Origin of the sequence: Streptomyces sp. NBC_01264, from assembly GCF_026340675.1 — a bacterium.
GTDB lineage: Bacteria > Actinomycetota > Actinomycetes > Streptomycetales > Streptomycetaceae > Streptomyces.
On record NZ_JAPEOX010000001.1, the window covers coordinates 4838500 to 4864921 of the forward strand.

Annotated in this window: 25 protein-coding genes, 3 tRNA genes and 1 pseudogene; 15 read left to right on the forward strand and 14 right to left on the reverse strand. The window is 70.1% G+C overall.

Going from position 1 to position 26422, the window contains the following annotated elements; translation table 11 throughout:
* Positions 1 to 19: 19 nt before the first annotated feature.
* A complete protein-coding gene (locus tag OG435_RS22440) occupies positions 20 to 1411 on the reverse strand; it encodes a hypothetical protein (protein WP_266879086.1) in 1392 nt (463 codons plus the stop codon).
* Positions 1412 to 1535: 124 nt separating this feature from the next.
* Here OG435_RS22440 and OG435_RS50155 point away from each other — a divergent pair.
* Positions 1536 to 2375: pseudogene (locus OG435_RS50155) on the forward strand (tyrosine-type recombinase/integrase); the annotation flags it as partial.
* Positions 2376 to 2454: 79 nt separating this feature from the next.
* Here the strand turns inward: OG435_RS50155 and OG435_RS22455 are convergent.
* A tRNA-Arg gene (locus tag OG435_RS22455) sits at positions 2455 to 2527 on the reverse strand.
* A 261-nt stretch (positions 2528 to 2788) separates the two neighbouring features.
* Positions 2789 to 2879, reverse strand: a tRNA-Ser gene (locus OG435_RS22460).
* Between the two features lie 185 nt (positions 2880 to 3064).
* Here OG435_RS22460 and OG435_RS22465 point away from each other — a divergent pair.
* From OG435_RS22465 to OG435_RS22475, 3 genes are all read left to right on the forward strand, one after another.
* A complete protein-coding gene (locus OG435_RS22465; RefSeq protein ID WP_266879091.1) occupies positions 3065 to 3493 on the forward strand; it encodes an SSI family serine proteinase inhibitor in 429 nt (142 codons plus the stop codon).
* A gap of 119 nt (positions 3494 to 3612) precedes the next feature.
* Positions 3613 to 7065, forward strand: a complete 3453-nt coding sequence (locus OG435_RS22470) for a response regulator (protein ID WP_266879093.1) — start codon at positions 3613 to 3615, stop codon at positions 7063 to 7065.
* A gap of 13 nt (positions 7066 to 7078) precedes the next feature.
* Positions 7079 to 7657: an antibiotic biosynthesis monooxygenase gene (locus OG435_RS22475; RefSeq protein WP_266879095.1), complete on the forward strand. Its 579-nt coding sequence runs from the start codon at positions 7079 to 7081 to the stop codon at positions 7655 to 7657.
* A gap of 18 nt (positions 7658 to 7675) precedes the next feature.
* Here OG435_RS22475 and OG435_RS22480 read toward each other — a convergent pair whose 3' ends face one another.
* The 9 genes from OG435_RS22480 to OG435_RS22520 form a co-directional block, all read right to left on the reverse strand.
* A complete protein-coding gene (locus OG435_RS22480; protein WP_266879097.1) occupies positions 7676 to 9325 on the reverse strand; it encodes a long-chain fatty acid--CoA ligase in 1650 nt (549 codons plus the stop codon).
* Between the two features lie 142 nt (positions 9326 to 9467).
* Positions 9468 to 10001: a SigE family RNA polymerase sigma factor gene (locus OG435_RS22485; RefSeq protein ID WP_250738541.1), complete on the reverse strand. Its 534-nt coding sequence runs from the start codon at positions 9999 to 10001 to the stop codon at positions 9468 to 9470.
* A 200-nt stretch (positions 10002 to 10201) separates the two neighbouring features.
* A complete protein-coding gene (locus tag OG435_RS22490; protein ID WP_266879100.1) occupies positions 10202 to 11368 on the reverse strand; it encodes a lipid-transfer protein in 1167 nt (388 codons plus the stop codon).
* Positions 11365 to 11763, reverse strand: coding sequence for a MaoC family dehydratase (locus tag OG435_RS22495; protein WP_266879102.1), 399 nt, complete (start codon positions 11761 to 11763; stop codon positions 11365 to 11367). Before OG435_RS22495 ends, OG435_RS22490 begins: the two co-directional genes overlap by 4 nt.
* The gene (locus tag OG435_RS22500) at positions 11760 to 12806 is read right to left on the reverse strand and encodes an acyl-CoA dehydrogenase family protein (RefSeq protein ID WP_266879104.1); all 1047 of its coding nucleotides are present in this window, start codon (positions 12804 to 12806) and stop codon (positions 11760 to 11762) included. Before OG435_RS22500 ends, OG435_RS22495 begins: the two co-directional genes overlap by 4 nt.
* Positions 12806 to 13801, reverse strand: a complete 996-nt coding sequence (locus OG435_RS22505; RefSeq protein WP_266879106.1) for a bifunctional MaoC family dehydratase N-terminal/OB-fold nucleic acid binding domain-containing protein — start codon at positions 13799 to 13801, stop codon at positions 12806 to 12808. The genes OG435_RS22500 and OG435_RS22505 overlap by 1 nt, the downstream gene beginning before the upstream one ends.
* Complete coding sequence (locus OG435_RS22510) at positions 13798 to 14955, reverse strand: acyl-CoA dehydrogenase family protein (RefSeq protein ID WP_266879108.1); 1158 nt, start codon at positions 14953 to 14955, stop codon at positions 13798 to 13800. The genes OG435_RS22505 and OG435_RS22510 overlap by 4 nt, the downstream gene beginning before the upstream one ends.
* 182 nt (positions 14956 to 15137) lie before the next feature.
* On the reverse strand, positions 15138 to 15449 hold the full coding sequence (locus OG435_RS22515; protein ID WP_243331303.1) for a hypothetical protein: 312 nt from the start codon (positions 15447 to 15449) through the stop codon (positions 15138 to 15140).
* Between the two features lie 761 nt (positions 15450 to 16210).
* Positions 16211 to 16621, reverse strand: a complete 411-nt coding sequence (locus OG435_RS22520; RefSeq protein WP_266879113.1) for a DUF6344 domain-containing protein — start codon at positions 16619 to 16621, stop codon at positions 16211 to 16213.
* Positions 16622 to 16926: 305 nt separating this feature from the next.
* Between OG435_RS22520 and OG435_RS22525 the strand changes: the two genes are divergently transcribed.
* Together OG435_RS22525 and OG435_RS22530 are read left to right on the forward strand one after the other, a co-directional pair.
* Entirely contained in the window at positions 16927 to 18135 is a 1209-nt protein-coding gene (locus tag OG435_RS22525; protein WP_266879115.1) for an FAD-dependent monooxygenase, read from the forward strand.
* Positions 18136 to 18199: 64 nt separating this feature from the next.
* Positions 18200 to 18970 (forward strand): alpha/beta fold hydrolase, encoded by a 771-nt coding sequence (locus tag OG435_RS22530; RefSeq protein ID WP_266879117.1) that lies wholly within the window; start codon positions 18200 to 18202, stop codon positions 18968 to 18970.
* A gap of 91 nt (positions 18971 to 19061) precedes the next feature.
* Here the strand turns inward: OG435_RS22530 and OG435_RS22535 are convergent.
* A tRNA-Ser gene (locus OG435_RS22535) sits at positions 19062 to 19165 on the reverse strand.
* A gap of 52 nt (positions 19166 to 19217) precedes the next feature.
* Positions 19218 to 20030 (reverse strand): class I SAM-dependent methyltransferase, encoded by an 813-nt coding sequence (locus OG435_RS22540; RefSeq protein ID WP_266879119.1) that lies wholly within the window; start codon positions 20028 to 20030, stop codon positions 19218 to 19220.
* Between the two features lie 57 nt (positions 20031 to 20087).
* Here OG435_RS22540 and OG435_RS22545 point away from each other — a divergent pair, with 57 nt between their 5' ends.
* The 9 genes from OG435_RS22545 (at position 20088) to OG435_RS22585 (ending at position 26191) form a co-directional block, all read left to right on the forward strand.
* Positions 20088 to 20804, forward strand: coding sequence for a GntR family transcriptional regulator (locus tag OG435_RS22545; protein ID WP_266879121.1), 717 nt, complete (start codon positions 20088 to 20090; stop codon positions 20802 to 20804).
* A 541-nt stretch (positions 20805 to 21345) separates the two neighbouring features.
* Entirely contained in the window at positions 21346 to 21612 is a 267-nt protein-coding gene (locus OG435_RS22550) for a DUF6284 family protein (protein ID WP_266879123.1), read from the forward strand.
* Positions 21609 to 22445, forward strand: a complete 837-nt coding sequence (locus OG435_RS22555; RefSeq protein WP_266879125.1) for a DUF2637 domain-containing protein — start codon at positions 21609 to 21611, stop codon at positions 22443 to 22445. The genes OG435_RS22550 and OG435_RS22555 overlap by 4 nt, the downstream gene beginning before the upstream one ends.
* Positions 22442 to 22819, forward strand: a complete 378-nt coding sequence (locus OG435_RS22560) for an RRQRL motif-containing zinc-binding protein (RefSeq protein ID WP_266879127.1) — start codon at positions 22442 to 22444, stop codon at positions 22817 to 22819. Before OG435_RS22555 ends, OG435_RS22560 begins: the two co-directional genes overlap by 4 nt.
* Positions 22816 to 23076: a hypothetical protein gene (locus OG435_RS22565; RefSeq protein ID WP_266879129.1), complete on the forward strand. Its 261-nt coding sequence runs from the start codon at positions 22816 to 22818 to the stop codon at positions 23074 to 23076. Before OG435_RS22560 ends, OG435_RS22565 begins: the two co-directional genes overlap by 4 nt.
* Positions 23073 to 23456, forward strand: a complete 384-nt coding sequence (locus OG435_RS22570; protein WP_266879131.1) for a DUF6251 family protein — start codon at positions 23073 to 23075, stop codon at positions 23454 to 23456. The genes OG435_RS22565 and OG435_RS22570 overlap by 4 nt, the downstream gene beginning before the upstream one ends.
* A gap of 34 nt (positions 23457 to 23490) precedes the next feature.
* Entirely contained in the window at positions 23491 to 23658 is a 168-nt protein-coding gene (locus tag OG435_RS22575; RefSeq protein ID WP_266879132.1) for a hypothetical protein, read from the forward strand.
* A 76-nt stretch (positions 23659 to 23734) separates the two neighbouring features.
* Entirely contained in the window at positions 23735 to 23974 is a 240-nt protein-coding gene (locus OG435_RS22580; protein WP_266879134.1) for a DUF6257 family protein, read from the forward strand.
* A 96-nt stretch (positions 23975 to 24070) separates the two neighbouring features.
* Entirely contained in the window at positions 24071 to 26191 is a 2121-nt protein-coding gene (locus tag OG435_RS22585; protein ID WP_266879135.1) for an ATP-binding protein, read from the forward strand.
* Positions 26192 to 26422: the final 231 nt, after the last annotated feature.

Genomic DNA, 26422 nt, shown 5'->3' on the forward strand with positions numbered 1-26422 from the left:
AAATTTCTCGGCGCGCCGATCAGAGCTGTCGTGACGTGCTACCGCTTGGGTCGTTCTGGGCCTGCTGGGCCTGCTGGGCCTGCCGGGCCAGCGTGCGGACGATCACCAGGATGAACCTTCTACACGTGATCCAGCTTTCATTGAGGCGCGCCAAGACAACCTCGCTAATGGACGCGATTGCCTCCTGCGATCGCATCTCTGCATTCAGGGTCCGAGATTCAAGCAGGAAGGGGTCCTGCTCTACCTGGGCTTTGAACTCGCTTCTCGGAATGCCATAGAAGTCCGCGAGTGGGTTCATTCCTTCGTGATTATTTTCCGCCAGGTGCTTGGATTTCACATCCATGATGAGACGTCGCTCAGCCAGCGCTTGAACGAGTTTTTCGACGTCCACAGATCCCCACAAGAGCAAGTTGCTGCGCATGAACTCTTCCAGCTCCAGCTCACACGTGATGCGATGAGTATCGTGGATGCCCGGCAGGGTTGATATGATGTCGTAAAGGGCAAGAAGACCGAACGTCTCCTTGAATTCCCCCTTGCGATGCGCGGCCAAATTCAGATAAGAGCCAAAAGCGCAACGCGCCTGTTCGAGCCGGTGAGCCTCTTCATAAGAATCCGGAAGTGCGGCACCTTTGAGCACATCAGGAAAAAGGGTTACACCGACTTCAGAGAAATCTTTAGGATCGACGGGACTGAGGGAAATCTGACGCTTTTCCTTTTCGTCGTACCCCAACCCCATCTGCGCCAGTGTCGCTTTCGAGATTCCCCTCAAGGTCCGCGATGGGTCGCGATCGATCTCTTCTTGAATTTTGCGCGATTTTCTGTGCAGCTGGGGGTACAGCCTCTCATCCTCCTCCGGGTATGTTTCGGGATACATGAGAGGAGTGTCATCATACGAACGCTTCTTCTCGTTGCCCACCGCCAGGGTGCGCTTCGGCGGCGGTGCATTTTCCCCGTCGGGATGAGCGGGAGCGAGACAGGCCACAAGGTGGAGGTGGTACTCCACTTTCGTTCCGTGATTTTCTACCAGTTCCGTGAAGAGTCTCTTCATGATGTAGTCATCCGTCGGCGCCTTGAGGAGTTTAACTCCTGCATCCATGTCACCCTGTGACAATTCTTGGAGTCCGTGAATGTAGACGACGCCGCCAGTAGCGGAGCTGATCGAGTCGCGAACCCGGTCTACTTCATGCTTTTCGAGGGGGCTGAAAATGTACGGCGTGATCATGGATTCGCCATTTTTTTCAAACTTCTTCCGACTGCCGATCGCACCTCCGGAGTTAATCGCGGCGCAGCCGTTTGAAAACATGGCAACCTCGCCCGGGTCTGCATAGACGCAGATATGAAACCCGGGTGGCACCCCAACTTTCTGCCCCCCAAGGTCGGTTCCATGCGCAAATACGAATATTTTTTCCATCTTGCCTGTCTCTCTGGTCCGGCACGAGAATTCACTTAGAGTGATTCCTCACAAGATAGGGCGGCCATACGGCCTGGCGCATGGCCGATCAGCCCGGAGAACGGGCACGTTTGGTGCGAGCCGCGCGGAGGCCAAGAAGGGGCCCGTCGCCCCTCGGCACCGGACGGTCACTGCCTTCCTCTCGTACTGGCTGGACTCGATCGTGAAGCCGAACCTGGCGCCGCTCTCCTGCATCTCGTACGAGGGGCACGTGCGGCTCTACATCGCCCCGCACCTCGGTACGAAGCGGCTCGACAAGCTGACCGTCCGGGACGTCCGCGAGTGGCTGACCAAGCTGTCGGCCATCTGCCAGTGCTGCGCCCAGGGCAAGGACGCGAAGCGCGCCACCGCAAGCCGGCGGTGCTGCGCCGTCGGGGAGTGCTGCGAGTCGTTCCCGTCCCGGCGGGTGATCCAGGGCTCCCGCGACGCCCTGCGGGCCGCCCTGACGCATGCCGTCACCGAGGAGGAGATCACCAAGAACGTCGCCTCCCTGGTGAAGGTGCCCAAGTCCCGGCGGAAGCGGATCAAGCCCTGGTCCGTGGCCGAAGCCGGCCAGTTCCTCGCCGATGCGGCGGACCGGGACGACCACCTGTTCGCCGCAAAGCTGCCGGGGATCTGTGGCAGGACAGCCATGGGCTGATCTTGACGACGAAGTAAGGAACCCCGATCGAGCCGGGGAACCTGACCCGGATGTTCGGCCTGCGGGCACGTCGCGCCGGTCTTCGCGTGATCCCGCTGCCGGAACACCCGGCACACGTGCGCGGCGCTCCTGGTGGTGCTCAAGGTGCACCCAAAGGTGGCGCAGCGGATGCTGCGGCACTCGCAGATCACCATGACGATGGAGGTCTACGCGGCGGCCGGCGACGAGGACGTGCGCGATGCCCTGGACCGGCTGTCCTCCGCAATGGGGGGCACCAGCGGCTGAGCCGGTTGCTGTACTTCACTGCTGTACGGCCTGAAACGCCAGAAGCCCCGGACTTTCGTCCGGGGCTTCTGAGCTGCTGTGCACTCGGCAGGATTCGAACCTGCAACCTTCTGATCCGTAGTCAGATGCTCTATCCGTTAAGCTACGAGTGCTTGGCGGGCCGGGGTTTTGCGCCCCGTTGGCCTTGCGAGAACAACAATACATGGACCTCGCCGGGACACGAAATCCATTAGGTCCACCCACTCTGACCTGCGGAAACGACCTGGAAGAAGATCATCCAGTTGGGTGGCGCGACGTCCCCGGCGCAGCTCCGCGCGGGCAGATCCCGCCATCTCCCGGACCTCGAACGGACCCCAGACGAACCCCGAACGCACCGAAGCCCCGGTCCGCAAGGACCGGGGCTTCGTGATGTGCGGAGGCGGAGGGATTTGAACCCTCGATGGGGCGTAAACCCCAAACCGCATTAGCAGTGCGGCGCCATAGACCGGACTAGGCGACGCCTCCAGCACACCCCCGCGTACGAGGGTGCGTGCAGATGATGACACAGGCCAGGGGCCGGTCACCAATCCGCTCCCACGGTACAAGGAGGGCGGCCCGCAGAGCAAAGCCTTAAGCACCCCACATGCGGAACGTCGGCGCCCGCTCGTCGTTGGTGTGTCGTACGACGTACGGACGACCTGGAGTTCCCCATGCTGCGTCTCGCCGCTTTCGCCGTCACCTCCGCCCTGGCCGCAGCGGTGGCGGGCCCCCTTCCCCCGCTGCCGCCCCTCAGCCGGCTGCTGGCCTCCCCCGACCGGCTCACGATCGTCGTGGCCGACACGGGCAATCCGAGGGCGGACGGTGAATACCGGCTGGAGTGCGGCCCGCCCGGCGGGAACCACCCGCAGGCACAGGACGCCTGCGCCCGCCTCGAAGCCCTCGCGCGCGAGGGGAAGGACCCCTTCGCCCCCGAGCCCGCGAATCAGCTGTGCACCATGCAGGACGGCGGCCGCGCCACCGCCCGGATCACCGGAACGTGGCATGGCCGCAGCGTGGACTCCCGGTTCCGCCGGACGAACGGCTGCGAGATCCGCCGGTGGAACGACTTGGAACCTGTGCTTCCAAGTGGGCGTTCCTGACCTGGGAGGATGCGCGCGTCGGGCGGTATGCGCCGGGCATCCGCCCCCTCACCGGGAGCCCGTGCGCTTAGACTCCTCCCGTGACATGCCGGTAGTTGTGGTCAGGGAGGAAGCTCGTCGTGAGCAGCAGGCCATCCCGAGGCGCTGCTCGCCTCGCAGCAATACTCGACGCTCTTCCGGACGCGCTGTTGCTCGTCAACGCCAACGGCACGGTCGTCAACGCCAATTCGATCGCCCTCGAGGTCATGGAGAGCCCCGGAACCGGGCTCGTCGGCCGGGGCGTGCTCGACCTCCTGCCCGAGTTCGACTCCAAGCTGATCCCCGGCTCTATGCGCCGGCCCGGCGAGGACGAGGGCGGCCGCGCCCGCCCGAAACGGATGGTCGCCCGCCGCACCGACGGCAGCGAGTTCCCGGTGGAGGTCACCGCGGCCCATCTCGACGGCCGTGACGCCTACCGCGAGCCGCAGCCCTCGTACACCGGCGACGAGCTGCTGATGCTCGTCGTACGGGACCTCTCGCAGACGGTGGACACCGAGGCCGAGCTGGCCCGCTCCCAGCGCCAGACCGAGATGATCCTGCGCGCCGCCGCCGAGGGCGTCGTCGGCACGGACACCGACGGCCGGGTCGTCCTGGTCAATCCGGCCGCCGCCCAGATCCTCGGCTACCGCGCCACCGACCTCGGCAACCGCGAACTGCACGGGCTGGTCCAGCACTCGCGCGCCGACGGTTCGCCTTTCCCCTTCGAGGAGTCCCCGCTCGCCGACACCCTGCGCAGCGGGCGCAAGCACCGGGTCCGCGGCCAAGTGCTGTGGAACAAGGCCGGGCAGCCCGTCGCCGTGGACCTGACCACCTCTCCCGTACGGGACGGGGAGCAGCTCGTCGGCGCCGTCATGACCTTCACCGACCGGCGTTCCTACGACGCTCTGGCCGCGCGCCACGCCCAGCTGCTGTCCGTCCTCGGCGACTCCCTGCGCGGACCGCTGGAGGAGCTGCGCGGAGAGCTGGCCACACTGGCCGCCGACGACGCGGGACAGCTGTGGCCCGAGGCCAACCAGCTCCTGCACCACCTGGCCGCCGGCTACTCCCGGATGACCACGCTGGTCGACAACGTGCTCTCCTTCCAGCGCCTCGACGCGGGCGGCGAGAAGCTCGACAAGAAGAAGGTGCTGATCGACGGGGTCGTCGCGGCCGGTGTCGACGGCGCCGTCGAGCTGATCGGCCCCGGGCGGGCGCAGTTCGCCGTGCACGCCCCGACCATCGAGGCCGAGGTGGACGCGGAGCGGATCGCGACCGCCCTCGCGCACCTGGTCGCGGACGTCGCCGGGGTGGACGCCACCGGCAAGACCCGCCAGGGCAGCGGGTACATGGACTCGACGATCGTGGTGGCCGCCGCGCAGCGCGGCGAGGTCGTACGGATCGAGGTGCGCGGCCCGTACGAGGGCGGCAACCCGGTGCACGAGCCGATCGTGCGGGGCATCGTGGAGGCGCACGGCGGTGTGCTGCAGACGGTCGAGGTACCCGGCGCGCCCGGCGGGGCGTACGTACTGGAGCTGCCGCTGGGCTCGGGAGCCGGGACGGTCACCCTGCCCGAGCCGAAGGAGGCTCCCCCGGCCGAGCCCGGGACCGAGGGCGGCCCGGGGCAGGTCTCCGGCGGCCGGCGGTCCCGGCGCGGCGTGGACGCGTTCCTCGCGGACGACGACGCCGAGGGCAGCGGCTCCGGCACCGGCCTGGCGAAGGCCGGGCAGGACACCGACGGAGCTGCCGGGGCCGACGGCGGGAGCGCGCTCGCGCTGCCGTCCGGGCGGCGCCGGGGCGGCGAGGCCGCGGCTGTCGCCCGGACCGGCGACGGCGCCCCCGCGGAACTCGCCCAGTCCCCCGTGAACCCGGCGGGCCTGGGCGGAAGCGGCACGGGGCGGCGGCGCGGCCAGAACGGCGACGGCAGCGGCGACGGCCCCGCCGGCGGCAACGAGCTCCCCGGTGGCCCCGGGCGGCCCGTGCCCCCGCAGGTGACCGCCGTACCCGCGCTCCCGCCCATGCCGGTGGCTCCCGTGCCGGTGCCCCCGTTCCCCGGGCTTCCCGTTCCGCTGACGGAGCACCCCGCGGGTCGGCGGCGTGCCCTGGGCGCGGCAGGACCGGCGCAGCCGGGCGGCCCGGTGCCGGCGACCGGGCTCGGGCCGACGCCCGCGCCCCTGCCGGCTCCGATGCCCGCACCTCCCTCCACCCCCGCTCCCGTACGGCCCATCGCCCCCGAGGGGGGCTTCGCCCTGCCCGCCGGGCCAACGCCGGCCCCGCAGCCGCAGCAGGCCCCCGCCATGGCCGGCTCCGCCGCCGAGGCCGGCTCCGACACCGCGGGCGGGCGGCGGGGGCGCCGGGTCCTGGGCGCACCGCCCGTCACCGACTCCGAGGGCGCCGAAGCTTCCGCCGGGGGGCCGGATGCGGGCGCGCAGGGCCCCGTAGGCCCCGAGACGCATCCCACCGGGCGGCGGCGTGCGCTGCCCGCAACCCCGGCCTGGCCGGTTCCGGCGGCCCGTACCGCGCCCGAGGACTCCGACGGCAGCGGGCAGATCGCCGTACCCGGAGCCCGGCAGCCGCAGGACACCCCCGCCGAGGCCGCCGGGGCGCCGATCAGCGTCCGCGCACTGGGCAGCCTCGGCCAGGGCGGCGGGGCCGGCGACACCAACGGCTCCGGCCGGCGGCGCCGGCTCGCGGAGCCCGCTCCCGAGGGCCGTGCCTTCGCCATAGGAGCCCCCGAGGAGGGCTCCGCCGAGGGCCCGGAGCCGCTGGACGGGCCCGGTGGCGCCGTGGAGGTGGTCAACCGGACGGTGCCGCGTCCCGTGGACGACGAGCTGCCGCCCGAGCCCCTGGACAACCCGCGCCGGCTCCTGGTGTGGCCGGCTCCGGACGCGCAGACGCAGGCCGCGCTCAGCGACCGCGGCTACCGCCCGGTGATCGTGCACTCCCGCGAGGAGGTCGACGCGCAGATCGCCGCGTTCCCCGCCGCGCTGTTCGTGGACCCGCTCACCGGACCGATCACCCGGACCGCCCTGCAGTCGCTGCGTCAGGCCGCGGTGGCCGCCGAGGTGCCCGTGCTGGTCACGGCCGGGCTGGGGCACGCCACGCGCGAAGCGGCGTACGGCGCCGATCCGGCCGTGCTGCTCAAGGCGCTCGCGCCGCGCGACAGCGAGCAGCACCCCTCCCGGGTGCTGCTGATCGAGGAGCACGACGAGATCGCGACCGCGCTGACCGCCGCCCTGGAGCGGCGCGGCATGCAGGTCGCGCGGGCCGACGCCGATACGGACGCCGTGGAACTGGCGACCCGGATGCGGCCGAACCTGGTGGTGATGGACCTGATGCAGGTGCGCCGCCGCCGGGCCGGGATCGTGGACTGGCTGCGCGCCAACGGGCAGTTGAACCACACTCCGCTGGTCGTCTACACGGCCACCGGGATCGAGCCGTCCGAACTGCCGCGGCTGGCCTCGGGCGAGAGCGTGCTGTTCCTCGCCGAGCGGTCCACCACGGCGGACGTCCAGGGCCGCATCGTGGACCTGCTGGCCAAGATCGGCACCAACTAGTCATTCTGGCCGCATGGCCATCATCGACACGAGCGAGCAGACCGTCCCCGCCGACAACGGGGAGGTCAGCCTGCTCATCGCGCGACAGGTTGACCCGGGCCACGAAGAGAACTTCGAGGCCTGGGCCCACGGGATCCTGGAGACGGCCGCGGCTTTTCCCGACCACCTGGGGTACGGCCTGTTCCGCCCGGCCGTAGACGGCGGGCCCTGGTTCCTGGTGCACCGGTTCCGCAACCAGGCGGCCTTCCAGCGGTGGCAGGACTCCGCCGAGCGCGCCGCCTGGTTCTCCAACTGCCTCGGGCACCACCACACCGAGATAGCCCGGCGCGAACTGCACGGCATGGAGACCTGGTTCGCGAAGCCGGGTACGGCCCGGCCCGCGCCGCCGCGGTGGAAGATGGCGATCAGCTCCGGGCTGGCCATCTTCCCGATCTCGCTCGTGGGCAACGCGCTGCTCGGGCCGTACCTGGTGAACCTGCACTTCGTGCTGCGGACGGCCGCGTTCGCCGTCGTCTTCAGCACCCTGATGACCTACGTGGCCATGCCCGCGATCAGCAAGCTGCTGCGGCCATGGCTCACGCGCGGCCAGTAGCCCCCCGGGGCCGGTGACTCAGTCGAGCTTGGTGACGTCGAGGAGGCCGTCCGCGTACTGCTTGCGGATCACCTTCTTGTCGAACTTGCCGACGCTCGTCTTCGGCACGGCCTCGACGATCGCCCAGCGCTCCGGCAGCTGCCACTTGGCGATCGACTGGCCGAGGAAGGCGCGCAGTCCCGCGTAGTCCACGGTGGCGCCCTCCTTGAGGACCACGGTGGCCAGCGGGCGCTCGTCCCACTTGTCGTCGGGTACGGCGACCACCGCCGCCTCGGCGACCTCGGGGTGGGCCATCAGCGCGTTCTCCAGCTCCACGCTGGAGATCCACTCCCCGCCGGACTTGATGACGTCCTTGGCCCGGTCGGTGAGGGTCAGGAAGCCGTCGGGGCTGATCACGCCGACATCGCCGGTCTTGAGCCAGCCGTCCTCGCTGAACTTGTCCTCCGGGCGGAAGGGCTCCCCGGACGCGCCGCCGTAGTAGGCACCCGCGATCCAGCTGCCGCGGACCTCGAGCTCGCCCGCCGACTCGCCGTCCCAGGGCAGCAGGCCGCCCCCGGGGCCGACCAGGCGGGCCTCGACGCCCGCCGGGAAACGGCCCTGGGTGATGCGGTACGGCCACTCCTCCTCGGGAGTCAGACCGGCCGGCGGGTGGGCCATGGTGCCCAGCGGGGAGGTCTCGGTCATCCCCCAGGCGTGGTTGAGGCGTACGCCGAGCTTGTCGTAGGCCTCCATCAGGGCCGGCGGACAGGCGGCGCCGCCGATGGTGACCTGCTTCATCGAGCTCAGATCCCGCGGGTTGGCGGTGACCTCGGCGAGCAGGCCCTGCCAGAGGGTGGGGACGGCCGCGGCGTGCGTGGGCTTCTCCCGCTCGATCATGTCGGCGAGCGGGGCGGGCTGCAGGAAGCGGTCCGGCATCAGCATGTTGATGCCGGTCATGAACGTGGCGTGCGGCAGGCCCCAGGCGTTGACGTGGAACTGCGGGACGACGACGAGTGAGGTGTCCTTGTCGGTCAGGCCCATCGACTCGGCCATGTTGACCTGCATCGAGTGCAGGTAGATCGACCGGTGGGAGTAGACGACGCCCTTGGGGTCCCCGGTGGTGCCGGAGGTGTAGCACATGGCCGCGGCCTGGCGCTCGTCCAGCTCGGGCCAGTCGTAGGTGTCCGGGCGGCCCGCCAGGAGCTCCTCGTACTCGTGCACGCGCACGCCGAGGCCCTCCAGCGCGGAGCGGTCGCCGATGCCCGCGACCACGACGTGCTCGATGGTCGGCAGGTGCGGCAGGAGCGGGACGAGCAGCGGCAGCAGGGTGCCGTTGACCAGGACGACCTTGTCGGCCGCGTGGTTGACGATGAAGACCAGCTGCTCGGGAGGGAGCCGCAGGTTCAGCGTGTGCAGGACGGCGCCCATGGAGGGGATCGCGAAGTACGCCTCGACGTGCTCGGCGTTGTTCCACATCAGGGTCGCGACGCGGTCGTCCTGCCGAACGCCCAACTCGTCGCGCAGGGCGTTGGCCAGGCGCGTGGCACGGGTCCCGATCTCGGCGAAGCTGCGGCGGTGCGGCTCGGCCTCCCCGGTCCAGGTCGTGACCTGGGACTTCCCGTGGATCGTCATCCCGTGCTGCAGTATGCGGGTGACGAGGAGTGGTACGTCCTGCATGGTGCTCAGCAAAGCGTCCTCCCGGTGAGCGCTGCGGCGCTGCGGCGGCTACGGATGCTGCGATTCTGCGCACGTACCGGTCGGCATGTCACTACCCAAGAGTAGAAAACGCGGGCGTTGTTTCACGTGAAACATCGCCCGGGAGGGGCCGGGCTCAGCGGACGGGGGTCAGTTCCGGGTCCTCGCGGAGCTTGACCAGCGCGCGGGAGACGGCGCTCTTGACGGTGCCCACGGAGACTCCGAGCAGCTCGGCGGTCTGGGCCTCGCTCAGGTCCTCGTAGTAGCGCAGCACGACCATCGCCCGCTGCCGGTCGGGCAGCCGGGTCACCGCGCGCCACATCGCGTCGCGCAGCGCCTGCGCCTCGGCGGGGTCGGCGGCCGGCGGCTCGTCGGCCTCCGGGAGCTCGTCGCAGACGAACTCGTCGACCTTGCGCTTGCGCCACTGACTGGTGCGGGTGTTGACCAGGGCCCGGCGGACGTATCCGTCCAGGGCGCGGTGGTCCTCGATGCGGTCCCACGCGACATAGGTCTTGGCCAGTGCCGTCTGGAGGAGGTCCTCGGCGTCGCAGGGGTTGGCGGTGAGCGAGCGCGCGGTGCGCATCAGGACCGTGCCGCGGGTCCGGACGTACGCCGAGAACGACGGGTACGGCGTCGGATTCGAGGCGAGCGTGCACACAGGCGTGGTCATGCCCCCACGCTAGGAGCGGCGCGGCCCCACCGGATCGGCCGCAAGTGCCGAAGCGGGATCCCCCTCAGGTTGTAGGGGTGGGGCCCGCCCCACCTCCTGAAGGTGGAGGAGGCGGGGCTTCCGCGGGATGTCCGCGCTGCTTCCGCGGGGGTGCCGCGCGGCTTCCACGCGGCCGCCGCCCGGCTTCCCCACCGGGCGGATCAGCCGTCCGCGCCCAGGATCAGGCCGGAGGTCGGGACCCCGGTACCGGCTGTGACCAGGGCGTGCGCGGCTCCGGAGACCTGATTGACGGAGGTGCCGCGCAGCTGGCGGACCGCCTCGGCGATGCCGTTCATGCCGTGCAGGTACGCCTCCCCGAGCTGGCCCCCGTGGGTGTTGAGCGGCAGCGCGTCCGCGGCCACGAAATCGGCCGCCTCTCCCGGTGCGCAGAAGCCGAACTCCTCCAGCTGCATCAGCACGAAGGGCGTGAAGTGGTCGTAGAGGATGCCGACGTCGATGTCCGAGGGCCGCAGTCCACTGGTCCGCCACAGCTGGCGGGCGACCACGTCCATCTCCGGGAGCCCGGTGAGGCCGTCCCGGTAGAAGGAGGACATGGCCTCCTGACGGCGGCCCGCGCCCTGGGCCGCCGCCGTGATCACGGCGGGCTTCTGCCGCAGGTCGCGGGCCCGTTCGGCGGTGGTGACGACGAGGGCCTGGCCGCCGTCCGTCTCCTGGCAGCAGTCCAGCAGCCGCAGAGGTTCGACGATCCAGCGCGAGGCCGCGTGATCGGCGAGGGTGATGGGTTTTCCGTAGAAGTAGGCGGCCGGATTGTTCGCGGCGTGCCGGCGGTCGGTGACCGCGACGTGGCCGAAGGCCTCCGGGGTCAGGTTGTAGGCGTGCAGGTAGCGCTGGGCGGTCATGGCCACCCAGGAGGCCGGGGTGAGCAGCCCCCAGGGCAGCGACCAGCCGAGCGCCGCGCCCTCCGCCGAGGGTTCGCGCTGCTGGACGCCGGAGCCGAAGCGGCGGCCGGAGCGTTCGTTGAAGGCGCGGTAGCAGACCACGACCTCCGCGACCCCGGTGGCGACGGCGAGGGCGGCCTGCTGGACGGTGGCGCAGGCGGCGCCGCCGCCGTAGTGGATGCGGGAGAAGAAGGAGAGGTCCCCGATCCCGGCCGCCTGGGCGACGGTGATCTCGGGGCTCGTGTCCATGGTGAAGGTGACCATGCCGTCCACGTCGGTGGGGGTGAGCCCGGCGTCGTCGAGGGCCGCGTGCACGGCTTCGACGGCCAGCTTGAGCTCACTGCGGCCGGAGTCCTTGGAGAACTCGGTCGCGCCGATGCCGGCGATGGCGGCGCGGCCGCCGAGCTGGTCACGGGTGCGGACGCTCATGCGGTGCCCTCCGGGGTGCCGAGGGTGACGGTGACCGTGCCCGTGACGTGGTGGCCGATGCCGTTGGCGCCGACCACGCGGATCTCGGCGGTGTCCCCGTCGAGGGCGGTGACGGTGCCGGTCAGCGTCATGGTGTCGCCGGGGTGGTTCGGGGCGCCGAGGCGGATCGCGACCTTGCGCAGGACGGCGTGCGGGCCGAGGTGGTCGGTGATGTACCGGCCGACCAGACCGTTGGTCGTCAGGATGTTCATGAAGATGTCCGGGGAGCCCTTCTCCCGCGCGAGCTCCGCGTCGTGGTGCACGTCCTGGTAGTCGCGGGAGGCGATCGCGCCCGCGACGATCAGGGTGCGGCTGACCGGTATCTCCAGCGGCGGCAGTGCGTCGCCGATGTTCATGCCTCGTCCCCCTCTGGCGTGTCTTCGGACAGGACCGCGCCCAGCTCGGCCAGCAGTTCGCTGCCGCAGCCCAGGTACGCGTCGAGCTGGCGTCCCCACAGGAAGTGCCGGTGGACGGGATGGTCCAGGTCGGCGCCCATTCCGCCGTGCAGGTGCTGGCCCGCGTGGACGACCCGTTTGCCGGCTTCCGAGGCCCACCAGGCCGCCGTCAGCGTGTGCTCCCCCGCCGGCAAGCCCTCGTCCACGCGCCAGGCCGCCTCGTACGTGGTGACCCGTATCGCCTCGGTGTCCATGTAGGCGTCGGCCGCGCGGAGCATGACCCCCTGGTTGGTGGAGAGCGGCCGGCCGAACTGCTCGCGGGTGGAGGTGTACTCCACGGCGCGGGCCAGCGAGCCCGCGCAGACCCCCGCCTGGAGGCCGGCGAAGGCGGTCCGGGCGACGGCCAGTACGTCCGCGTAGGCGCCCTCGCCCCCGACCCGTTCCGCCTCGGCGCCGGTCAGTGTCAGGCTGCCCGCCGACCAGGGAGCCGTGGTCTCCACCGGCTCCGTACGCACCCCGGGCGCGTCGGTCCGTACGAGCCACAGGGCTCCCGTCCGGTCCGGGACCAGGACGTGCGTGGCCTCGCGCAGCCAGGGCACGGCGGGGGCGCCGCCGGTGAGCCGGCCGTCCGGCGAAGCGGTGATCCGGCCGCGGTCCGGGAAGGCTCCGGTGGCGACCGCGTCGCCGGAGCCCAGCGCGGGGAGCAGCCGGGCACGCTGCTCCTCGCTGCCGTGCCGGGCCAGGGCGAGGATCCCGTACACGCAGGTGGCGGCGTACGGGACCTGCGCGGTCGTGCGGCCCTGTTCCTCCAGCAGGAGCACCAGGCCGAGCAGGCCGACGTCCTCGACGGCGGCGGTCAGTCCGGCGGTGGTGAGTGCCTTCCACAGCTCGGCGTCGCTGCCGGTGCCCGCGGCGCCGAGGCGGTCGTGGGTGGCGAGGTCGCCGAAGATCTGGGCGGCGAGTCCGGCCGCGGCGGCCTGTTCCTCGGTGGGGTGGAAGTCCATCAGGCTTCGCTCCCCCGGAAGACGGGCAGTTCCAGTTCCTCGTCCACGCGCAGGAACTCCAGGCGCACGGGCAGCCCGATGCGGACCTTGTCGTACGGGACGCCGGTGATGTTGCTGACCATGCGGACCCCTTCGGCGAGTTCGACGAGCGCCACCGCGTAGGGCGGGTCGAAGGCGGGGAAGGGCGGATGGTGCATGACCACGTAACTGAACACCGTGCCGGCGCCGGACGCCTCGACCGTGTCCCAGTCCGGGCTCCCGCAGGTGTTGCAGCCGGGGAGCCAGGGGAAGCGGAGCGTCGCACAGGCGGTGCAGCGCTGGATCAGCAGCTTGTGCTCGCGGACGCCGTCCCAGAAACCCTGGTTGTCGCGGTTGATCACGGGGCGGGGGCGCTGGGCGGCCGGCTTCTTCCTGCTCGGCTCCGTGGCCTTCTTCGCCGCCGGGGTGTACTTGAGGATCCGGAAGCGGTGCGTCCCGGCGAGTTCGCCGTTCGCGCGGACGTCCATGCGCGTGGTCACGAAGTGGCCGGTGCCCAGCTTGGTCGTCTTGCGCGGCGACACCGACTCGATCACGGCGTCGAAGGTGATGGCGTCGCCGGGGCGCAGTGGCCTCAGGTACTCCTGCTCGCAGTCGGTGGCGACCACGGAGGTGCAGCCCGCGCCGTCGAGCAGCGTGAGGAGCTCGTCGTAGGCCGAGGAGCGGTCGGAGTGTCCGGAGAGCCCGCCCATCGTCCATGCCTGGAGCATCGTGGGCGGGGCGATGGCGTCCGGTCCGGTGTAGGCGGGGTTGGCATCGCCCATCGCCTCGCACCAGTGGCGGATCATCGGCTCGTTGACCGGGTCCTTGCCCTGGCCCGCGGTGGCGGCGGGCAGGCCTTCGAAGGACGCGAGGAGGGTGTGGAAGCGTGCTGCTTCCGCCTCCGCCTCTGCTGCTCCTGCTGCTGTTCCTGCTGCTGCTCCTGCTGCCGCGGCTTCGGTGGCGGGCCTGGCGGTCATCGCTTCCTTCCCTTCATACCGAGCCGCATCATGGCGACGATCTCCCGTTGGACCTCGCTGACTCCGCCCCCGAAGGTGTTGATCTGGGCGGCCCTGTTCATCCGCTCCAGCTCGCCGCCCGCGAAGACCCCGGGGCCGGATCCCCGGATGAGCGCCTCCTCCCCCACCACCTCCTGGCAGATCCGGTACACCTCGACGGTGGACTCGGTGCCCAGGAACTTCACGCCGCTCGCATCGCCCGGCGCCAGGGTGCCGGCGCCGACGTCCTGGACGAGGCGCCAGTTGAGGAGGCGTACGGCGGCGAGGCGCGCGTGGGCCTCCGCGAGCCGCGACCGCACCCAAGGGCGGTCGGCGGGACGCTCGCCGGTGACCGGGTCGGGGGTGCGGGCGTGGTCGAGTGCGCCGCGGTAGAAGTCCTCGGCCTGCATGCCGATGGCGGCGAGGGCGACGCGTTCGTGGTTGAGCTGGTTGGTGATCAGACCCCAGCCGCCGTGCTCGGGACCGACGAGGTTGCCGGCGGGCACGCGGATGGAGTCGTAGTACGTGGCGGTCGTGGTCAGGCCGCCGACGGTGTCGATCGGTGTCCAGGCGAAGCCGGGGTCGTCGGTGGGCACCAGGATGATGGAGATGCCCTTGTGTTTGGGGGCTTCCGGATCGGTGCGGCAGGCGAGCCAGATCCAGTCGGCGTTCTGGGCGTTGGAAGTGAAGATCTTCTGGCCGTCGATCAGCCAGCCCTCGTCTTCGCGGACGGCCCTCGTGCGCAGGGAGGCGAGGTCGGTGCCCGCCTCGGGCTCGGAGTAGCCGATGGCGAAGACGAGTTCGCCCTTGAGGATCTGCGGCAGGAAGAAGTCCTTCTGCTCCTGCGTCCCGTACTTCATCAGGGTCGGGCCCACGGTGTTGAGGGTGACCATGGAGACGGGGGCGCCGGCCCGGTAGGCCTCGTCGAAGAACACGAACTGCTCGTCCGGGCCGCGGCCCTGGCCTCCGTACTCGACGGGCCAGCCGAGGCCGAGCAGTCCGTCGGCGCCTATCCGGCGCAGTAGTGCGCGCTGCTCGGCGGGGTCCTCGGGCACCCCGTCCGGCAGCAGGTTTCCGAAGTACTCCCGCAGCTCTGAGCGGAGCCGCAACTGGCCTTCGGTCGGGGCGAGGTGCACGGCGCTGGCCTCCCGGCATCACATCATCAAGTGGACCTGACTGTCCGTCAGATTCCAGGTGGATGTCAAGGCCGGGGCACGGTGACGGAGCACCGGGAACGCCCGAGGGCGCCCGCACTACCGGACCCCAGCCGGTCCGGTCGCGCAGGCGCCCTGGGCAGTCGTCGCCGTTCAGGCCGCGGCTACCACCAGGGGTAGAAGTTCACCGCGACGTTGGAGTTGTGCTGTTCGATGGCGGTGAAGGCCGAGCCGTTGACCTGCGCGGTGTTGTTCTGGTTGGAAGCGCCGGATCCGGTGGCCACCTGCTGTGAGGTGGAGGAGTTGCCGTGGTTGTTGCCACCCACGCCGCTGCCGATGATGCTGGCGACGCTCGCATTCGATCCGTCGTTCGCGAAGGAGCCGTTGTCTGCCGATGCCACCCCGCCGAAGAGGGCGACGGCGAGGGGGAGAGCGGCGACGGCGGCGATGACGCGGGCGGTACGGATGCTTGCCATGTCTGAATCCTCCAGAAAACCGAAGTGGGGTTTACTCCAAGGCAGTTGGCCGACCGCCTCGGTCGTTCCGTGTGGTGACGACGTCGCGAGACCAGAGTTGCCCACCGAATCCCCGGCGAACCACCCCGGAGTCCTCGATTCCCCCGCAAGCATGACCAACATCGGATAAACCCCATTCGCGCCCCCGACGCCCCAGGTCAGCGCGTCGAGACCCGCTGAAACCCCTGCCGGGCAAGGGGCGAACCGTTCCGCCAAAGCGGCCGGCCCCGGACATGCCGAAAAGGGCCGCGCCGTCCGGGAACCCCACCGTCTCCCGGGCCTGCGGCCCTGCGCTGCCACGCTTCACGCCCCCTGCACGCCCCCGGCGCTCGCCGGGGCCTTCCCACTGTGCCCCGCTCCGGGGCACCCTCATGGCGCGATCCGCGGTCGCGGCCTACTCACCGACCGACCGGGCTCCAGCGCCTGCGCTGTGCTGTGCTGTGTTGCTGCTCTCGCGTTCTGCTGCCTTGCTCCTGCGTGCTCTGCGGTGCTGCTGGTACTGGGTCCTCGTGGTACTGGGGCCTGCTGGCACTGCTGGGCCTACTGGGTACCGGGCGCCGCGCACTGGGCCCTACACCTTGCACCTGCGCGCACTGCGTCCTGCGGTCAGCGGATCCCGCGTCTTTCGTCCTGCGTCCTGCGTCCTGCGTCCTGCGTCAGCGGATCCCCGGTTGAAGGGGGCCGACATCCGCGCGGTACGAGTACTCCATACCGTGCATGCGCTACGCGGCGAGCGCCATCTCCCGGCGGGCGGCTCCGACGCGAACCGCTGCGGCGATGGTGGCGCTACGGACGCTGTCGTCCACTCCGGGCTCGGACCCGGTTCCGGAGCCGGCGGACAGAGCGGTGGTGGAGCGGCGGACGGACGGGGTCTTGCCGTGGGCCTCGGCGCGGATGCGCTGCTTGATGGTGGGCGGGAGCGAACCACCGCGCATCATCGCCCTCCAGGTCCGCCGGGCCATGAAGGCCGGCCGGTTCACCGCGGCGGCCGCGGGGGCGGCGGCGGGGGAGGAGGAGAGCGGGGTGGCGGCGGCCTGTGCGACCTTGGCGCCGAAGCCGAGGGAGGTGAGGAGGGCCACGAGGGCCGCGAGGACGGTGGTCCAGATCGACGTGATGGTGCTGCGGTGAGCCATGACGGGTCCCTCATTTCGCGATGTTCCGACGGGCGGATCTGAATACATTCGTCATGATGCGGGCGCAACCGGAGCGCCCCCACGCCCCGCGCCGTTCTTCCGACAAACACCACCCAAAGGGGCTAATCGCATAATTCCGCCCCCTCTGGACCCGTGCGGACCTGCGCGTATGGCGCGGCCGGATTCTCGCCCGCCGTTCGCCATCTCCCCTTTCCTGGACGGATGTTGACACCCGCCAACCTGCCCAGCATGCTCCACCCACAGCACGGCGGATCTTCTTCTCATGGTCGGGGGACCAGGTTTCCATGCAGAACCGAGACGTACTGATTTCCGGTGCGGGCATCGCGGGCACCGCCTTGGCCCACTGGCTGCGCCACCACGGTTTCCGGCCGACCGTGGTCGAGCGCGCCCCCGCCCTCCGGGAGGGCGGCTACAAGATCGACATCCGGGGTGCCGCGCTCGACGTGGTCTCCCGTGCCGGGGTCCTCGACACGGTTCGCGCCCAGCGCACCGACGTCCGGGGCGGCTCCATCGTCAACGCGGCGGGCAAGCGGGTGGCGACGCTGGACGGCGACACCTTCGGCGGCCGCACGGGCCACGACGCGGAGATCCTGCGCGGTGACCTCAACCGGATCCTCTACGACCTCACCGTCGGTGGAGCCGACGGCGTCGAGTACCTCTTCGGTGACTCCATCACCTCCGCCACGGAGACCGCGGACGGCATCGAGGTGTCGTTCGACAGCGGTACGAGCCGCGTGTTCGACCTGGTCGTCGGCGCCGACGGGCTGCATTCCCACACCCGGGCCCTGGTCTTCGGCCCGGAGGAGCGCTTCATCCGGGACCTCGGCCACTACGTCTCGATCTACAGCGTCCCCAACCACCTCGATCTCGATCGCTGGGAGCTGACCTACGTCTCCCCCCTGCACACCGCCCTGACGTACAGCACGGCCAAGGACACCGGCGCGAAGGCGATGTTCCTCTTCGCCTCGGAGCCACTGGAGTACGACCGCCAGGACGTCGCCCAGCAGAAGAAGCTGCTGGCGGAGGCGTACGCGGGCGAGTCCTGGGAGGTGCCGCGGCTCCTCGCGGCACTGGACGGGGCTCCGGACTTCTACTTCGACTCCCTCAGCCAGGCCCACCTGGACCACTGGTCGAAGGGCCGCACCGCCCTGGTCGGCGACTCCGCGTACTGTGCCTCGCCGGCCTCGGGACAGGGCACGAGCCTGGCCCTGGTCGGTGCCTACGTCCTGGCGGGCGAGCTCGCCGCGGCCGGCGGCGACCACACGACCGGCTTCGCCGCGTACGAACGCGAGATGCGCCGCTTCGCCGAGGAGAACCAGAAGCTCGGCCCCTCGAACATCAAGCACATGGTCATGCGGACCAAGCGCCAGATCTCGGTCCAGCTGACCGTCCTCTCCCTCCTGGGCCGCCTGCCGGGCAAGGAACGGATGATGAACAAGGTCATGCAGCCCATCCAGAAGGCCGCGAACTCCATCACCCTCAAGGACTACTGACCCCGGCCGGCGGTGGGCCCGCCACGACTACATTTGTGATCCACATCGATAGGGGGAGTTCGGGATGCTCAGTGCCGTCGTCACAGCGGGCGGTGACCGGATGCGCTGGGTGGAATTGCCCGGGGGCGGGCCGGCGCGGGTCTACCTGCACGGGCTGGGGTCCACCTCGCCCGCATACTTCGCGGCGACCGCCGTGCATCCGCTGCTCGCCGGGCGGCGGTCCCTGCTGATCGACTTGCTGGGGCACGGGCACAGCGACCGGCCCGAGGACTTCTCGTACACGCTGGAGGCGCATGCCGACGCTCTCGCCGCCGTGCTGGAGCAGGCCGCCGCCGGCGGCGCCGAGCTGATCGCGCACAGCATGGGCGGCGCCGTCGCCATCGTGCTGGCCGACCGGCACCCGCACCTCGTCTCCCGGTTGGTGCTGATCGACGCCAACCTGGACCCGACCCCGCCCGATCCCGCGGCCGTGGGCAGCAGCGGGCTCGCCACCTACACCGAGCAGGAGTTCCTGGCCGGCGGCTGGGCCGAGGTGCGCGATCGGGTCGGCGCGCACTGGTGGTCCACGATGCGGCTGGCGGGCCGCGTCGCCCTGCACCGCAGCGCCGTCCACCTGGCGGCGGGCACGACACCGACGATGCGCGAGCAGCTGCTGCGGCTGAAGATCCCGCGCAGTTACCTGTTCCCGGCCGAGGACGGCAGCCTCCCCGGGACCGAGGCCCTGGAGGCGGCCGGAGTGGCCGTCGTCCCCGTCCCCGACTGCGGGCACAACATCATGCTCGACAACCCCGAGGGCTTCGCCCGGGCCGCCGCGAACGCCCTGGCCGGGGACTGAGAACGCGGGCAGTGGCCAGGACGGCAGGGCAAGCGGAGAGGGCGGGCACCCGAATCGGGTGCCCGCCCTCTGACCTGCTACTTCTCTGAACTGGCGGTGGGTGTGGGATTTGAACCCACGGTGACTCGCGCCACGACGGTTTTCAAGACCAACCGCTTGCGAGGCCCAAGAGGCCATCTGAGCTGGGAACTCACCCTGCTCTACCGCCCGGCGGCAAGCCGCTTGGCCGCAGGTTGGCCACACGTCGTCAGATTCCGCCCTCTGGCACCCGTCCCACCGCGAGGAGGTGCGAACTTGCGGCGAGCAGTTCGGGGTATGACTCAGCCATCCGCGCTGCGGTTAGGGCAGAGGCAAGCAGGTCCTCCGAGGGCACAGTGCCAGACTGCTCAACCGCCTTGAGGAGCGACCAGGCGGGGCCCTCCACTCCGAACACCTCCACATCGGTGAGCCCGGCATCCCTCATCTCCGCCACAAGCTCTTCTGCCCGGTGGAAGTAGGCCAGAGTGAAGCCCTTCCCGTCATGGACGGCAGTGCTGAGGATCTTCGAAACCGCTGTCTGCAACCGCTCCGTGTGCAGGTGCGCGTACGTCACGTGCTCGAACAACGACGAGTAGCGATTGATCGCCGCAGCAGCCACTAGCCCCCCGGGCCTCGCGACCCGCCTGGCTTCGGACAGCGCCGCCTGCCTGTCCCGCAGTTCCGGCAGGTGGTACAGCGGGCCCAGCACCTGAACGACGTCAAAGGAGCTGTCCAGGGCTGCCAGCTTTCGCGCATCGCCCAACTCCGAGGGGCAGACCTTCGCGGCTTGCTCCACGTGGCGGATCACAGGGTCGACAAGCTCAACCTCGTAGCCGTCCTCTACCAACCATCGGGCGTGGACGCCGGTCCCTCCGCCCACGTCCAGGACTCGGGCCGGCGCGGATGGCAGGTAGCGCCGGAGGATCTCTTGAGTCCGGAGCAGTTCGAGGCGTCCGTCCGCCGACATGGTCAGCCGGTCGTTTTCGTCGATGACCTGCGAGTAGAAGTGCTCGATCTGAGGGGCCAGCTCTGGTTTCGACATACCGGCAGTATCCTGTGTACCGGTGGACCAGTCCACCACACCACCGATTGGGGAATCATGGCGCTGCTGAAATACGAGGAAATCGCCGAGTCCCTGCGGTCCCGGATCGCAGCAGGAGAGTTCACTCCTGGCGACACCGTGCCGTCCGGGCGCGACCTGGCTGAACAGTGGTCCGTCTCGCGTGCCACCGCGATCAAGGCCATGGACGTCCTGCGAAACGACGGCGTGGTCGAGGCCCGACAGGGAACGGGTTTCATCGTGACCGAGACGCCTGTAGCCCGGCCGGCTGGTAGCCGCCAGGCAGGTTCGGCGCGCGTGTCCGGCGGCCTGCCGTTCCTTCGTGTAGGCGCCCCGGACTGGTCCGTGCCGCCCAACCACATCGCCGAGGCGCTCCGAATGGAGTCGACGGCCGAAGTCCTTCGCCGGGTTCGCGTGCTGCAACTGCCGGACGGCAGCCCGCACAGCTACGTCGTGGCGTGGTTCCCCCCGGAGGTGGCGGAAGCGTCTCCCCGCCTGACCCAAACGGCCCCCATCGCCGAAGGAACAACGCGCTACGTGCGACGCCAGACCGGCCGCTTCCCGGTGGAAGGGACGGATACGACAACGGTGCGCCTGGCATCTGAGAACGAATCAGAGCACCTCGCACTGACCGAGCCGACGGCGGTCGCTGTTCTCCTCCACACGGCGTACGACCAAGAAGGCCGACCGCTGGTCTGCGAGGAAGGCATCACTCCCGGGTTTCTCTACGAGCGGGTGGATAGCTACTCGATGTAAGAGGCTCTTCTAGTGGCTGGACCGGTCCGCCGGTCCAGCCTTTTTTATTTCTTCTCAGCCTGCTGATCAGCCAAGACCTCCTACGGCGAACGGCTTTGACGCCGAGTCACTTGACTGGACCGGTCCACCGGTCCAGTCTTGGTTCATGGCCGCAAGCCAGCCCGCCTCCTCGGAGCGGGTCGGCTGCGGCATGCCAAGAGGGCCCGGGACAGAGCGGGTCGAGGGCGCAGGAAATCTGGACCGAATACGCCCGGAGGGCTCCGTGAAACGGGCTCGAAGGAAGCGGCAGTTCCTTGAGAACTCAACAGAGTGCCGACCCAGCCACCTGCTCACGGGTGGTCGATGGGTCTGAACGAAGCAACGTCCTCGCGGGCCGTCGGCCCGCGAGGAGCACCAGTGCTCACGGTCCCTGGCATCCCCGGATGCCAGGGAGCCGTGGCCGCTCGTGTGTTTCGAGAGGCCCCCAAAACGAAGCGCAGCCCCCGACGCGGGAACGCCGGGGGCTACTGAGTCCCGTTCCTCCTCAGAAGGAGCAAGACCCATGAAGTCCATCGCTGCACTTCAGAACCTCGTTACCCCGTGGTCGGACGGCTTGGAGCCGTCCGACGCGGAGCTGGACGCGATCGAGTTCGAGTTGCCGCTGATCCTGGCGGAGGTCGACCTGCTCGACGCGGAGATCACGGTCCTGGACCGGGCGCCGGCCGAGCTGGACGAGCGGCGGATCCGCAGGGCCCGCCGCAAGGTCCTCGCCGCCCGCCGCTCGCTGATCAACCGGTCGATCGCCTCCCTGCCGGGCGGCGTGGCATGAACCGCAAGGCCAAGACCGCGCTCGTCCTCGCGCTCGTCGTCGTGGTCGCCATGGCCTTCCGAGTCTCCTGGAACGCCCTGCGTGACGTCGCCAGGGCGATCGGCGCGGACGGTACGGCGGCGACGCTCTACCCGTTCGTCGTCGACGGCCTGATGGCCCTCGCGCTCGTCGCCGCCCTCGTCCTGACCGACGATGCCCGACGATTCGCGCTCCGGGTCCTGGCCGCGTACACGCTCGCCTCCCTGGTCCTGAACTACGTCCACGGCCTGCTGCCCGAACTGCATGCCGAGTCGATCGACTGGACCCGACTGGCTGACTGGGATCCGGCGAACTGGTTGCTCGTGCTGCTGGCGACGTCGCTTCCGGTCGGGTCGATCTACTTCGGCTCTGACCTCGTCGCCAAGGTCCTCCACCACAAGCCCCCGATCGAACCGACCACCCAAGAAACGTTCCAGATCACCGTAAATCGGTCTACACCTGACCAGGGTGAACCCACGGTCGAGCTGCCGGAGTCGGAGCGGGAGGTGGAATCTTCCACCCCGGTCGCGGTCGAGTCGATCGAGGAGCGTCCGGTGCTGGTTGCGGCGGCTGAGTCGCCGCGTCCTCGTCGGGCGACCGGTCGAGTTCCGGCGGCTGCCCGATCGACCCGACCGACCCGTACCGATGTCGAGTTGCTCGGTGAGGCGCGGAGCCTGACGGAGTCGTGGCCGATCGAGAAGCTGACCGGTGAAGGGATCCGCAAGGCCCTGCGCACCTCCCCGGCCAAGGCCCGGATCGTGCGGGAGGCCTTGAAGGCTGAGCGCGAGCGGGACGCGGCGGCGGTGGCCGGATGAGCCTGTCGTTCGCCGACTGCCACGACCCGACGGGAAGAGTCCACGGCCTGCCCACCTTCCCCTGGCGTCTGGCCCCCGATGGCCTTGCCACCCGCCGCCAGCTCCGCGCTCTGGGGCTGCGGCCCGGCGGTCAGGACATCGCCGGACAGGTGCTCCGCCCGCGCTTTCGGCGCGGCCCGCTGGCCGCGTTCCTGTACCGCGTCGACCGGGCCAAGCCGGTCCGGCCGATGACCCCGGCCAAAACCGCCGCGCTGGCCAAGGCCAACACCGCCCGCCGCACCTGCCCCGAATGCCGCCGCGACGCCGGATACGTCATCCCGGCCCAGCTCGGCATGTGCGTCCCCTGTGCCTACCCCGAAGGAGCCACCCCGTGACCAACACGACCGCATGGCCCGCCGGCGTCATCGCCCGCTACCTGACCAAGGCCGCCGAGATCACCGGCGACCACGAGGCCACCGTCGACGTCAGCCAGGACCGCGACCGGACCACGGCGACCTGCCGGGGCTGCGAGCGGGACATCTCCACCAACCTCAACTACATGACCGAGGGCGCCAAGCGCGACGCCCAGAAGCACGCCGAGACCTGCCGCGCCCTGCCCCGCCCCACACCGACCGCCGGGAGCACCCGGTGAACAACCTCCCCGAACTCCCCGCGCACGCCAACGTCGTCCGCCTCCCGGACGGCACCCACGTCTACGCCGATCCGGCCACGCTGCCCGCCGCGTACGCCGGGCCGCAGGTTGTCCATCAGCACATCCACCAGGCCCCGCCCGACCGTACCGTCCAGCGCATCGCCCTCGGCTCCGGAGTCGGGGCCGGGGCGGTGGCGGCCGGCGTGTACTTCGGTCCGCTCCTGATCGCGGCCTTGACCGCGATCGCCGCGAACATCGCCTTCCTCGCCTTCCTCGCGCTCGTTCTCGGCTGGGCCGTCCACACGGTCGTGAAGTCGGTCGGCAGCCCGCACGGGACGCAGGCCGTGAAGAACGTGCGCAAGGCCCGCCGCCGGGGCTGACCTCCCCCCTTCACCTCTCGTGAGGAGTTCTCGCATGCTCTCGATCGTCAGCCGCTACGTCCTCATCGTGGCTCTCGGCCTCGCGCTCGGAATGGCCCTGCTGTGGCTGTCTCGCACGTGGGGACATCAGATCGGCTGGACTGCGTTCCTCGCCGTGGAAGCCGTTCTCGTGGTCCACATCCTGCTCCCGCGCCGCCGCTGACGGCTGCCCGATCCACCCGGCCCCGTGCCGGGTGGTGAGGGGAGTCGGACAGACCGGCCCCGGAGTGGAGCCCGTGATGGAGAAGAACCCGAAGTTCACCGTCGGCGAGATCGCCAAGCTGACGTGGCTGACCGCCCGGATGGCCAAGCGCGGTATCGCCAGCCAGACCGTCTACCAGGGCGACCTTGAGCGCAAGTTCGAGCGAGTCATCGAGAGCGCCCGCAAACGCGAAGCCCAGGAGGCCGCCGACAAGGCGGAGGCCGAGAAGGCCGTCCGCAAGGCGAAGGCCAAGGCCAAGGCCCTCAAGACGAAGTAGTTGTGCCCCGGGGCGGCCGTCCCTCTCGCCAAAGAATGCCGGCCGCCCCGGGCCCCACCCACCCTGAGCCAGTCAGTGAGAGCAGGAGCTTTCAGCATGACCGACAACGTCGTTCCCCTGTTCAAAGACCCCTCCACCTCGACCGACACCGTTACCGCGGCTTCCCCCACCCCGGCCCCCGTCGCCGCTGACGTGGTGCGGCCGGTTCGGGTGTGGAGGCGCACCGCGCGCGGTCTGCGTACGGCCGTCACCAGCGAGCAGTCCCGCACCGCCGCCCGCCTCGTCGCACGGCACGGCATGTACGTCATCGGCGGTACAAGGATCACCGCGAAGCGAACGTGGGACGGACGGACCGCCTCCCGGTACGAGCGGATGATCCGCGCCGCCGAAGCGGGCGGGAACTTCGAGGAGGCCAAGGAGTGGGAGGACCGGCTGCAGCGCTTCCGCTCCGGCCGCCACCACCGCCGCATGGACCTGCTCCGCTCCGCCCCCGACCTCGCCAAAAGCGCGGCCGTCGGCACCGGCCTCACCGTCGGCGGCCTCCTGCTCCTGGGGATCGTGCTGGCCATAGCCAACAAGGACATCTCGTGGCTGTTCGCCCCGATCGGCGCGGTGATCGAGGCGATCCGCATGGTCGTGGTCGTGGCCACCGTCGTGTGGGGCCCCGCGCTGGTTGTCGGGCCGTGGCTGGCCTTGCTGGCCCTGTGGGGCGTAGGCCGCCGGCAGCAGACCGCACCACAGTGGACGCTGCCCGCGCGGCAGCGCGACGACGCCGGAGCGCCCATCACCCCGTCGATCGTGGTGACGGCCCTGCGTGACCTTGGTATCGCCCCGCTGCGGGGTGCGATCAAGGACATGGGGGATGCCGGGGCTGCGATGCTCGGCCCGATCCGGATCGCCGGATGCGGCGTCGAAGTCGACGTCACCCTCCCCTCCGGTGTCTCCACCGCCGAAGTGCAGGGCCGCCGCCGGAAGCTCGCCGAGAACCTCGCTCGCCACGAACACGAAGTCTTCATCACCCTCCCGGCCGCCGCGCGCACGGTCCGGCTGTGGATCGCCGACTCCGGCGCACTGGACGAGCCGATCGGCCCCTCCCCGCTGACCACCGACGCCACGATGACCGCGAACTACAAGACCGGCAAGGCACCGTGGGGTCAGGACCTGCGCGGCGACGCGGCGGCCCTCAGCGTCTACCAACGCCACCTCCTCATCACCGGCCTGTCCAACCAGGGCAAGACCGCATCCCTCCGAGCGCTGGCCCTGTGGCTCGCCAAGGACCGCACGGTCGAGTTCCGGATCGCCGACCTCAAGGGCGTGGGCGACTGGGGCATGTTCGACGGCCTGGCCACCACCCTGATCCAGGGGCCGACCGACGAGCACGTCATCGAAGCCACCGAGATGCTCGAAGGCCTCGCAGCCGAGATGGACCGCCGCATTCTGGCACCGCCGGGAACCGTCTTCACGCCGCTCGTCGGCATCGTGGACGAGGCGCAGGTCGCGTTCATGTGCCCGGCCATCGGACCCGACAAGCGCCCGTACGGCGGGTCGAAGGCCACCTCCCGCTACTTCATGGCCGTACGGAAGATCCACAACCAGGGCCGGGCCGTGGACGTCACCCTGTGGGAAGGCACGCAGGACCCCACCGACCAGAATCTCCCCAAGCTCGTCCGCGAAGGCGCCCACACCCGCATCTCCCTCGTCCTGGGCACCGAATCCCAAGCCCGCATGGCCCTGGGAGACAAGGCCATCGACGGTGGGGCAGCTCCGCACCTGCTGCGCCAGGGTCTCGACAAGGGCACCGTCGTGGTGGCGTCGGACGGCATCTCCGTCCCGGCCGGGCAGGCGTCCATCACGGTCCGCACCCACTTCATCGACACCGAGCAGGCCGCCGAGATCGCCGAGCAGGCCAAGGCCCTGCGCGACGGCATCACCACCGCCCGCACCACCGACCACGGACCGGCCCTCGACCCGCTCGCCGACATCCTGACCGTCCTCGGCACGGACTCGCGTGTCCTCACGCAGGACGTCCTCAAGCGCCTCGCCGCGCTGAACGAGAAGGCCTACGGAGGCTGGTCGTTCCTCGACCTCAAGCGCGTCCTCGACGGCACCGGCGCCGACCCGTACAAGTCCGAAGGCCGCATGTCCATCAGCCGCGAACGCCTCACCCGCGTCCTCGCAAACCGCCCCGACACCGGTTCCGCTTCCGCCGCCGAGTAGAGGGAGCCGACCCCGATCCAGTCAGGGAGGCAGGGAGAACTCCCTCACCCCCTCCCTGACCCGCCTCCCCGGGCTTGACCAGCGGAAATGATCTGCCAGGGAGGCAGGGAGGCACCGCAGGTCAGACCCCCGAAACCCCCTCCACAAGCCTCCCGGCAGAGGGTGCCCAAGCCTCCCTGCCCACCCGGTGGCAGGGATTCCGTTTTACCCGTCCGAACATGCCGAGAGCGG

Bases quoted from the DNA above. Each gene is read 5' to 3' on its own strand.
- OG435_RS22440 (WP_266879086.1), bottom strand. From the start codon at position 1,411: ATGGAAAAAATATTCGTATTTGCGCATGGAACCGACCTTGGGGGGCAG.
- OG435_RS22465 (WP_266879091.1), top strand. From the start codon at position 3,065: ATGCTGCGTCTCGCCGCTTTCGCCGTCACCTCCGCCCTGGCCGCAGCG.
- OG435_RS22475 (WP_266879095.1), top strand. From the start codon at position 7,079: ATGGCCATCATCGACACGAGCGAGCAGACCGTCCCCGCCGACAACGGG.
- OG435_RS22485 (WP_250738541.1), bottom strand. From the start codon at position 10,001: ATGACCACGCCTGTGTGCACGCTCGCCTCGAATCCGACGCCGTACCCG.
- OG435_RS22490 (WP_266879100.1), bottom strand. From the start codon at position 11,368: ATGAGCGTCCGCACCCGTGACCAGCTCGGCGGCCGCGCCGCCATCGCC.
- OG435_RS22495 (WP_266879102.1), bottom strand. From the start codon at position 11,763: ATGAACATCGGCGACGCACTGCCGCCGCTGGAGATACCGGTCAGCCGC.
- OG435_RS22500 (WP_266879104.1), bottom strand. From the start codon at position 12,806: ATGGACTTCCACCCCACCGAGGAACAGGCCGCCGCGGCCGGACTCGCC.
- OG435_RS22505 (WP_266879106.1), bottom strand. From the start codon at position 13,801: ATGACCGCCAGGCCCGCCACCGAAGCCGCGGCAGCAGGAGCAGCAGCA.
- OG435_RS22515 (WP_243331303.1), bottom strand. From the start codon at position 15,449: ATGGCAAGCATCCGTACCGCCCGCGTCATCGCCGCCGTCGCCGCTCTC.
- OG435_RS22520 (WP_266879113.1), bottom strand. From the start codon at position 16,621: ATGGCTCACCGCAGCACCATCACGTCGATCTGGACCACCGTCCTCGCG.
- OG435_RS22525 (WP_266879115.1), top strand. From the start codon at position 16,927: ATGCAGAACCGAGACGTACTGATTTCCGGTGCGGGCATCGCGGGCACC.
- OG435_RS22530 (WP_266879117.1), top strand. From the start codon at position 18,200: ATGCTCAGTGCCGTCGTCACAGCGGGCGGTGACCGGATGCGCTGGGTG.
- OG435_RS22540 (WP_266879119.1), bottom strand. From the start codon at position 20,030: ATGTCGAAACCAGAGCTGGCCCCTCAGATCGAGCACTTCTACTCGCAG.
- OG435_RS22545 (WP_266879121.1), top strand. From the start codon at position 20,088: ATGGCGCTGCTGAAATACGAGGAAATCGCCGAGTCCCTGCGGTCCCGG.
- OG435_RS22550 (WP_266879123.1), top strand. From the start codon at position 21,346: ATGAAGTCCATCGCTGCACTTCAGAACCTCGTTACCCCGTGGTCGGAC.
- OG435_RS22555 (WP_266879125.1), top strand. From the start codon at position 21,609: ATGAACCGCAAGGCCAAGACCGCGCTCGTCCTCGCGCTCGTCGTCGTG.
- OG435_RS22560 (WP_266879127.1), top strand. From the start codon at position 22,442: ATGAGCCTGTCGTTCGCCGACTGCCACGACCCGACGGGAAGAGTCCAC.
- OG435_RS22575 (WP_266879132.1), top strand. From the start codon at position 23,491: ATGCTCTCGATCGTCAGCCGCTACGTCCTCATCGTGGCTCTCGGCCTC.
- OG435_RS22580 (WP_266879134.1), top strand. From the start codon at position 23,735: ATGGAGAAGAACCCGAAGTTCACCGTCGGCGAGATCGCCAAGCTGACG.
- OG435_RS22585 (WP_266879135.1), top strand. From the start codon at position 24,071: ATGACCGACAACGTCGTTCCCCTGTTCAAAGACCCCTCCACCTCGACC.